Annotated in this window: 6 protein-coding genes and 1 pseudogene; 2 read left to right on the plus strand and 5 right to left on the minus strand. The window is 69.4% G+C overall.

Going from position 1 to position 7,581, the window contains the following annotated elements:
* A pseudogene (locus AC08OJ_RS16840) lies at positions 1 to 531 on the minus strand (transcriptional regulator); the annotation flags it as partial.
* 658 nt (positions 532 to 1,189) lie between these two features.
* Between AC08OJ_RS16840 and AC08OJ_RS16845 the strand changes: the two are divergent.
* Together AC08OJ_RS16845 and AC08OJ_RS16850 are read left to right on the plus strand one after the other, a co-directional pair.
* Positions 1,190 to 1,975: an electron transfer flavoprotein subunit beta/FixA family protein gene (locus AC08OJ_RS16845; RefSeq protein WP_476596226.1), complete on the plus strand. Its 786-nt coding sequence runs from the start codon at positions 1,190 to 1,192 to the stop codon at positions 1,973 to 1,975.
* Positions 1,976 to 1,988: 13 nt separating this feature from the next.
* Positions 1,989 to 2,951, plus strand: a complete 963-nt coding sequence (locus AC08OJ_RS16850) for an electron transfer flavoprotein subunit alpha/FixB family protein (RefSeq protein WP_476596227.1) — start codon at positions 1,989 to 1,991, stop codon at positions 2,949 to 2,951.
* Between the two features lie 91 nt (positions 2,952 to 3,042).
* Here the strand turns inward: AC08OJ_RS16850 and AC08OJ_RS16855 are convergent, their stop codons facing one another.
* From AC08OJ_RS16855 to AC08OJ_RS16870, 4 genes are all read right to left on the minus strand, one after another.
* Complete coding sequence (locus AC08OJ_RS16855) at positions 3,043 to 3,837, minus strand: hypothetical protein (RefSeq protein WP_476594136.1); 795 nt, start codon at positions 3,835 to 3,837, stop codon at positions 3,043 to 3,045.
* 54 nt (positions 3,838 to 3,891) lie between these two features.
* Positions 3,892 to 4,710 carry a vWA domain-containing protein gene (locus tag AC08OJ_RS16860; RefSeq protein ID WP_476594137.1) on the minus strand — a complete coding sequence of 273 codons (819 nt, stop codon included), beginning with the start codon at positions 4,708 to 4,710 and terminating at the stop codon, positions 3,892 to 3,894.
* 27 nt (positions 4,711 to 4,737) lie between these two features.
* The gene (locus AC08OJ_RS16865) at positions 4,738 to 5,367 is read right to left on the minus strand and encodes a hypothetical protein (RefSeq protein WP_476594138.1); all 630 of its coding nucleotides are present in this window, start codon (positions 5,365 to 5,367) and stop codon (positions 4,738 to 4,740) included.
* Between the two features lie 532 nt (positions 5,368 to 5,899).
* A complete protein-coding gene (locus AC08OJ_RS16870; RefSeq protein ID WP_476594139.1) occupies positions 5,900 to 7,297 on the minus strand; it encodes a hypothetical protein in 1,398 nt (465 codons plus the stop codon).
* Positions 7,298 to 7,581 lie beyond the last annotated feature (284 nt).

Consider the following 7,581-nt stretch of genomic DNA (forward strand, 5'->3'; position numbering starts at 1 on the left):
ACGGCGGAAGGTCTCGGTCATATCCCGGATCACGGTGCCGGCGGAGGCTCCCGTCGGTTCCGGCCCGATGATCCGGTCAACCACTCCGGTGAGGCTGGAGAGGACCGGATCGGCGAAGGCCGATGCGATGAAGGCCGTTCCGTCGTGTAACAGGTCGCGTCGCCGCATGTCCCGTCCCGATAGTCCGGCAAGGGTGCTGAGGGTCTCGGTGGGTGCGTTCGAGCTCGACAGCCCGAGGTCGTCGCGTTCATAGGACTCCCCGCGCCAGCCCAGATCCACCGGCCGGACCGGGTATCCCAGGGCCGCGGACATCTCGGCCGCCGCGAGTTCGGCGACCATCGGGTCACGCGGCCGCATCCCGCGACGCCAGTGACCGACGGTGGTCCTGGCCAGGCCCAGTTCGATCCGGCGTTGATGGCGGGCGCGGGCGTTCACCTGCCGGGCGAACCGGGTGTCGGATACCCCGGCCTCCCGCAGCAGGCGCGCGAACTGGGTCACGGGAGAGGGATCTTCAGACGACGTATTCGACATGTGTCCCCCGTCGAGGTAAAGATGACTTAGGATTCGGAATGAAATAACTTGTTCATTTCGGGGTCCTCGCGAGCCCGTGACCTGCGAAGACGCATATTGGCTTGCATTAATTACTTCATTACGAATTCTTAAATCCACAATGTCGGTGCCTTGCGCACCTCTTGGGCAGAAAGTAGCCGAGCAGTCGCCTTGTAAGGAAGAGGGTGTGCATAACCCGGCCGGAATGCACGACGAGTCGGGACCGATGCCTCTAGCGGATCCCCGGATGACCGGTAAAAGAAGGTGCGGAATATCTCAATCGGTTACGGAAAGCGGCGGATCCATTTTCTGCACATACATCTGCATGGCGCGTCTGCACGCCCCGGGGGACGCGGAGGGCCGGAGAGGGGCCCGGACGGATCGTCATCGGGGGCGTCTTGTCCCGCTCTGGGGGGAAGCGGCCGTGACGATGCATCCGGCCGGGGGTATGATTCCGCCCGGCCGGACGGACTAGGCTCCGTGACGAGGCGTAGTCGCCACCCGGTTTCGGCCCGGCTGTCCAGGTCAGGGGCGTACTGCGGTCCGCGTCACGTCGTCAGATCACTGAGCGTGTGAGCGCCCCAGATGCGACGATGTCGAGAGCACTGACATCGGATGTTGGCTACGGAGGCCCCAAGGCGTGAACATCGTCGTTACCGTCAAGCAGGTTCCTGACACCTGGGCGGAGAAGAAGCTCGACGCCGCGGACAAGACCGTCGACCGTAAGAGTGTCGACAACGTCATGAACGAGATGGACGAGTACGGGGTCGAAGAGGCCCTGAAGATCAAAGAAGCGCACGGGGGCGAGGTCACCGTCGTCACGATGGGACCGGCCAAGGCGGCCGAGACGATCCGCAAGGCCCTGTCGATGGGTGCGGACAAGGCCGTGCATCTGACGGACGACTCGCTGCACGGGTCGGACGCGCTGGCGACGTCCGCCGCGCTGGCGAAGGTGATCTCCACGCTGTCACCCGACATCGTCATCACCTCCAGCGAGGCTTCCGATGCCCGTGGCGGCGTCATCGGTGCCCTGCTGGCGGAGCGGCTGGCCCTTCCCCAGCTCACCCAGGCCCGCAAGGTCACGGTGGACCCGGCCGCGGGCAAGGTCACGATCGAGCGTCTCGCCGACAACGGCTACGCCCTGGTCGAGGCGAGCCTGCCGGCCGTGGTCGCCGTGGTCGAGAAGATCAACCAGCCGCGTTACCCCTCGTTCAAGGGCATCATGGCGGCCAAGAAGAAGCCGCTGACGACGTTGTCCGCCGCGGACGCGGGTCTGGACGCCGGTGCCGTCGGGCTGGCCGGCGCCACGTCGACGGTCGTTGCCTCGGAGCCCGCGCCGCCGCGGTCGAGTGGCACGATCGTCAAGGACGAGGGCGACGGCGGCACGAAGGTCGCGGAGTTCCTCGCGGCGCAGAAGCTTATCTGAGGGGTTTTGTCCGATGGCTGAAGTTCTCGTGCTCGTCGAGCACGCCGATGGTGAACCCAAGAAGGTCACCGCGGAACTGCTGACGCTCGCCCGTTCGCTCGGCGAGCCCGCCGCGGTGTTCCTCGGAGCGCCGGGCACCTATGCGAAGGCCAAGGAGTACCTCGCGCAGTATGGCGCCGCCAGGGTCTATGTCGTCGAGTCGGAGGACGTCGTCGGCTACGTGGGCGCGCCGGCGGCGGAGGTGCTGGCCAAGCTGGTCGCGGACGCGTCGCCGGCCGCCGTACTGGTCGCCGCCACCGCGGATTCGCGGGAGATCGCGGCCCGCGTCGCCGCGAAGACCGACTCGGGCCTGATCTGGGACGCCGTCGCGCTGGCCCCCGACCTGGTCGCCACCCAGGGTATCTTCGGCGGCTCGACGATCGTCACGTCGAAGGTCGTCAAGGGTGTTCCGGTGGTCGTCGTCCGGCCGAACTCGACGGCGCCCGAGGCCGCCCCAGTGACGCTGTCCGAGCAGACGGTGGACATCGCGATCTCCGACGCCGCGAAGGGGGCCAAGATCGTCGACCGTGTCGTCGAGGCGAAGTCCGGCCGCCCGGACCTCACCGAGGCCCAGGTCGTCGTCTCCGGTGGTCGCGGTCTGGGCGCCGCCGAGCACTTCACCCTGGTGGAGAAGCTGGCCGACACCCTCGGCGCCGCGGTCGGCGCGTCGCGTGCCGCCACCGACGCCGGGTGGTACCCGCACCAGAACCAGGTCGGGCAGACCGGCAAGACGGTGTCCCCGCAGCTCTACATCGCGGTCGGCATCTCCGGCGCGATCCAGCACCGGGCCGGGATGCAGACGTCCAAGACGATCGTCGCGATCAACAAGGACCCGGAAGCGCCGATCTTCGAGTTCGCGGACTACGGGCTGGTCGGCGACCTGTTCAACGTCGTCCCGCAGCTCATCGAGGCGATCGAGAAGCGCAAGGCCGGCTGATCGATCGATCCCGCGGACCGGCCACGGCCGGGCGTCCACTCGTCTCGGCGAGGGTGGCGCCCGGCCGTCGTTCAGGATCCATGCCTGTGCGTCACCCCCGCGGGTCCTCGCGCACCCGGAGCACCACCAGCGTGAGGTCGTCGTGGTCGATCTCGCCCGCGTCCTTGAGCTGGTGGGCGAGCCCCTCCAGGTTCGGCTTGCGCAGGTCGGGAAGTCGCCGCCAGACCTCCGGATCGGTCCAGGGCAGGGTGTAGAGCCACTTGCTGATCGCGTCGCTGCCGAGCAGGAAGACCTCCCCCGCCTCGGCGAAGCCTCGCCGCACCCGCACCGGCCAGCCCTCCCCGGTCGGCGCGAGCCGACGGGCCCGCCCGAGGTCGCTGGGCACCAGGTCGGGGGTGCTCGTGAAGGCGGCCGATGCGGAGTACGGGAAGAACTCGGGTTGCGCGCCCGCCAGGATGGCCGTCGGCGAGGGCACCCGGACCAGGCAGGAATCGCCGACCGCGATCGCCTCCCACTCCAGCCGGCCGTCGTGTTCGTTCTCCTCGCTCCTGAACTGCAGTCCAAGAAACGTGGCGAACGCCGCTTCCGTCGCACCGACGCCCTGGAACCGCCAGTCGTCGGGATCCACCGTCGGCGGCCTCAGGTTCCAGATCCTGATCGTCTCGCGGAACCATTCGTAGATGCCCTCGGCCGAGGCCCCGATCGGCGGCGGCGTGTTGACGTATCGCGTGACCAGCAGGTTTGCCCACCGCCGTACGTCGACCCCCTCCGACGCGCCATCCGCGACGGCTGCCCGCCGGCGCGCCGTGCTTACCATCGTCGCGTCTTCGGAGACATAGCCGCTGTTCTTCGGCAGCCACACCTGCACCCGGCCCGTGACCCGCACTCCCGCACCTCTCCTTCCTCGGGACCCACCGCCGCCGTCGGCCCACCGCTCCACTCAGGCGTCGATCTGAGCCACCTGGGTGCCGACGGTGAGGGCGAGGACGATCGTGTCGGGTGTCGCGTTGGACACGAATCCCCGGGCGCCGGGCCGGGTCTGCACGCCCAGGCGCTCCGCCGCGGTGCGCATCAGCGGCGGCAGCTCGCTCGACATCCGGAACAGCCCGCGAGCCCACTCGTCAGACAGCTCGGACTCGGCCGCGGGGAAGGTGGTGGTGGTCTGCACGACCGCGGAGATGCTGATGTTGAACAGCAGCAGGTTGCCGTCCGCGGTGCGCAGTGACCGTAGCCGGTCGGCCCACATCTGCACCTTCTCGGGCTCGCCGTCGGTGGCGGCTCCATTGGTGATGTTGATGATGATCGGCGGGAAGGAGTCCTGGTGGTTCTGGGCCCAGCCGGAGGCGAGGCTCCCGGCCATATCGAGGGCGGCGCACATCGGGGTGAGGCCCGCCCCGAACGGTTCGAACCACACCGGCATCGAGGAGCCGTGACGCTCCTCCCGGCGCAACACGGAGGCGAAGAGGTCCGGTACCGAGACCAGCCACTGGCCGGCGAGCGCTCCGGTGAACAGTGAGCGGGCCTCCGCGCCGCTGTAGCCGAGCACGGCGATGTCGTAGTAGGGACGCGGACCCTCGCCGCGCTCCTTGCTGCACCGACGGATGATCATCGCGAGGGTGTCGTTGACGATGTCGGCGAGGGCCTGCGCCTTGGAGATGCCGGGACGCCCGGCGATCGGGTAGTTCATCGAGTCGGACTGGTCCAGCAGAAAGATGAAGCAGCCCGGGGCACGCCGGTCGATCTGCTTGGTGTAGGGCATGGGCGTCGCGCTTCCTCAGGAATCGGATCAGTACCGGGGGAGGTGGTCGTCGGCGGAGAGAGCGCCCGGGGGATCGCCCGCCGGGTTCGTCGGGAGGATGTCCGGCCAGGGCTCGCCGGCGGCCACCCGCCATGAGTTCGGACATGCGCGGCAGGCGTAGGACGCGTCGACCTGGACGCTCCCGCACGAGCACTGCGGGTCCTCCAGCAGCGTCCGCCGATCGATCACCTCGACTCCGATCGGGTGGACGGCGGCGCCCGCGCGCTCATGGGCCGGTCCCAGGGAGGCCGGGACCGGCGGTGCCGGCCGCGGGTACCGAGTCGGCTGAAAGTCGGCCGGCTGGAAGTCCCCGGGCAACGCCGGTTCCGGGTAGGTGCCGCGACCGGTCACGGCGTGGATGAAGCCGGCCAGCGGAACCACGGCGAGGCCGACCGCGAAGATCAGAAGCCAGCGCAGCGCGGTGCCGATCCGGCCGGGGCCGTAGGTGCCATCGTGCACTGTGGCCGGCACCAGGATCTTGCGGTCGTCACCGATCGCCTCGACCGTGTCCGGAAGTGCCTCGGCCACCTTGCGGACGTCCGGGCGGGCGCCCGGACCGACGGCGACGAGCAGCCGGGCGCCGACCTCGGCGAGCCGGGGGACGTCGGCGGCCGGCACCCCGAGCGACGGGACGCCGGCCGTGGACGACGCCGCGGGCGGGATTATAGGGGGTAAAGGCCGGGCCGTCCTCCCCCGTGCCGCGGGTGAATCGGGGCGGGAGCGGGACGTGGAGCAGCTCACCGTCCTTGAGCGAGTGATCGGCCACGGCGTCCGGATTGACCCCGAGTGCCGCGGCGATCTGTTCCCGGGTCTCCCCGGCCCGCACCTTGTACTGGATGAACAGCTCGGGCTCGTCCGGCCGCGGCGCCGACGACGCCACGGGTATCACCTGGTCGACGTCGTCGCCGCCGGCCGCCCGCAGGGCCTGGTCGGCGGAGGTCGTCACCAGGATCCTGATCGGCGACGGAGCCGTTCCGCCTCCGCCCGAGATCAGGCCGACGACGGCGATCGTGACCGCGGCCACGAGGATGCAGACCCCGATGATCCGCTGGTGGCGGCTCGGCCACGCGGTGTCGTCCGGCCCGCCTGACGGCGCCATGCCGCCTCCCTTCGGTTGTCTCGAGTGTCTCGAGCCTTCGGTCGTCCTGTATCAACCAACGGTGAGGATGATCAGGATGAGTGCGAGGATAGCTAGGGCCGCGAGGACGAGAGCCGCCGTGCGCGACCCGGAGCCGCGGTTCGGCGTGGATCCGGGGGGCGATGCCTGCTGTGCCCCGTCGCCGGCCGCGGAGGTCGCGCCGGGCTGGCTGGAATCCGAGGCACCACCGGCGCCCGCGGCCGTGCCGCCCTGACCCGCCGAGGGACCGGTGTTCGGCGATATCCTGGTCGTCGCGTCCCAGAGATTCCGTCCCGCCGCTGGGGCGCCTGGGGTGGCCGACGGAGAGGGTGGGGTCGGCGGGGTCGCCCAGCCCTGGCTGGGATCGATCGGCTTCGTCGGGACGGACGCCTGGCTCGGTTCCCACCAGGAACTCCCCGCGCCGAGGGACGGCGCGACCGCCTCGCTGACAGGAGCGTCCGGCAGGGCGCTGTCGGCGTCGCGCAGCAGCGTCGGCAAATCGACGTCAACCGCCGGCGGCCCGAGGCAGAAGCGCCGCAGCAGCGGGACGAGCCGACGGACCTCGCCGTCCCGGCTTGCGGCGAGTCGTGACCAGATCGGCGTGTGGTCGGGCTGGGCGAGGTCGGACGCGCTCAGGATGAGGTTCTCGTCGCGGTGGAACTCTTCCCACAGGGCCGGGTCGGCGGCGACTGCCAGCACCGAGAGGTAGATGACGAGACCCGGGAAGGTGTCGACGCGGCGGTCCCAGTAGCCCGTCGACTGCCGGCGGGGGTGCTGGTAGTGGCGATGTCCATGCTCGTCCGGCGGCAGGTGCGCGACCGTCGGGACCCAGACCGAGTCCAGATCCACGAGGCGTACTGAACCTTGTTCGGTGACGAACACGTTGCCGTGCTGCAGATCGCCATGGGCGATCTCGGCCTTGCTCATCTCACCGAGTAGAAGCTTCCATTCGGCGGCGAGGTCATGCAGCGCTTCCGGAGAGGCGAGGTGCTGGCGGACGTAGGTCCGCAGGGTGGTGCCCTGGACCTGGTCCATGACGACCACCGGCCACCATTTCTCGCCGACCCGCACTCCCTGCGCGACCCACTCGGCTTTCGGAAAGGCCGACAGCACTCGATGACGACGTAGATGATTCGTTACCGCCGCGTAGCGTTCGGCTCCGCCGGTCAGCGGCCGGGTCGGACAGCGCAGCGCGAAGGCACTGCCCGTCGCCGCTCCGAAGAAAACGACCGCCGACTCGCCGGTGACCTGCACCGGGGCACCGAAAGCGTCCCGTTCGAACCGGGCGGTCCGCAGCCGTGGATCCGTGAATACCTCCGCGCCAGTAGAGACCGCCGCCTCGAACTGGCCACCATTCGGCCAAACTCCCGCGCCGAGCACGCCGCTTCCCCCTGGGACGGACCGTCGGAAGTAACCGCCACCGTCGTTCAACCGGTGATCGTCCTTGCCTGTCGGACATTAGCCGACCGTGGATCGGCTTGTCCATGTGCTCGGCGGCCAAGAAGCCCGTGGACCTCAGGTGATCGCCGTGATCCCGCCTCAGGATGGTTTCTTCGCGGAAGGCGACCGCGATCGGGGATCGGCTTGTCGCCGGCCGCCCCAACCATTCAATCCCACAATTTCACAGGGGGTCGGGTTCGCAGGGGGTCGGGTTCGCGACGGATCGGGACCGGGCCGTGGCGGCCTGCCGGGTTTCGTACCGACGGGTTCCGCGT

This window comes from Frankia sp. CgKIO3 (assembly GCF_977946435.1).